Raw genomic sequence first — 1,016 nt, 5'->3', positions numbered from 1 at the left:
CACTGAGGGATTGGCCGGGGGGCGCCGCAGGCATATGCTAGTGCCATTCCAGCCCTGATGGATTTTCCCCATGCGCACCTCCTGCATCCCGTTTCGAACCCTGCTGCTCACCACCTTGCTGGCCCTGGGTCTGTCCGCTTGCAAGCCCGCCGGCGAGGCCCCGCCCCCGTCGAGTGAGGCGCGCACCCCGGCCGCCATCAGTCAGGCCGTTGCCCGCACCTGGCGTGATGCTCCGGCCCTGGCCCTGGTATTTGATGCCCCGCTCGAGGCGCGCAGCAGCTGGCGTGAGTGGTTGTTGGTGGAAGAGGCCGGCAAGCAGGTGGCCGGTGACTGGGTGCTCGGCGAGGAGGGTCGCACCCTCTATTTCACAGCAGTACAGCCCGATCGCACCTATGAGGTGAGCCTCAAAACGGGGCTGGGCCCCCAGGCCGGGCGCTGGAGCCTCACGACCCGTCCCCTGCAGGCGGGGGCCACGTTTGCCTCGAGCGGCATGGTGCTGCCCCTGCGCTCGTCACTGCGTCTGCCCATCAGCGCCGTGAATGTGAGCGAGGTGAACATCGACTTCTGGCGCATCGATCCGGCCTGGCTGCCGACCTTTCTGGCCCGCTACCGGCCGGGAAGCGGCATGGGGAACTGGGATCTGGAGCAGGTCTCCTCCCACGCAACCCGGGTCTACTCCGGGCGCTATGGCCTCGAGCTCGACCCCAACCGGCGCGAGACCCGCCTCATCGACATCGGCGACAAGTCCCTCAGCGCCGCCGGCGTCTATTTTGCCGTCATGAGTCCCATCGGGGACTACGGCTGGCGCAAGGAGACCACCTACTTTGCGGTCAGCGACATGGGGCTTGCCGCCCGCCGTTATCAGGACCGTCTCGAGGTGTTCGTGAGCTCCCTTGCCAGCGGCGAGGCCGATGTCGGGGTTCAGCTCTCGCTGCTCGACGAGAAGGGCAATCGCCTGCAGGTCAAGAAGAGTGACGAGCTGGGCCACGCCAGCTTCGTCGATCCCACCGGGGCCC

The 1,016-nt window shown here is 67.3% G+C and carries 1 pseudogene; it reads left to right on the top strand.

Annotated elements, in window-relative coordinates:
- Window positions 1-70: 70 nt before the first annotated feature.
- A pseudogene (locus BN1133_RS06290) lies at window positions 71-1,016 on the top strand (alpha-2-macroglobulin family protein); the annotation flags it as partial.

It is taken from the genome of Aeromonas schubertii, assembly GCF_000820105.1.
Taxonomy (GTDB): Bacteria; Pseudomonadota; Gammaproteobacteria; order Enterobacterales; family Aeromonadaceae; genus Aeromonas; species Aeromonas schubertii.
This window is presented reverse-complemented; position numbering and strand designations above follow the sequence as displayed.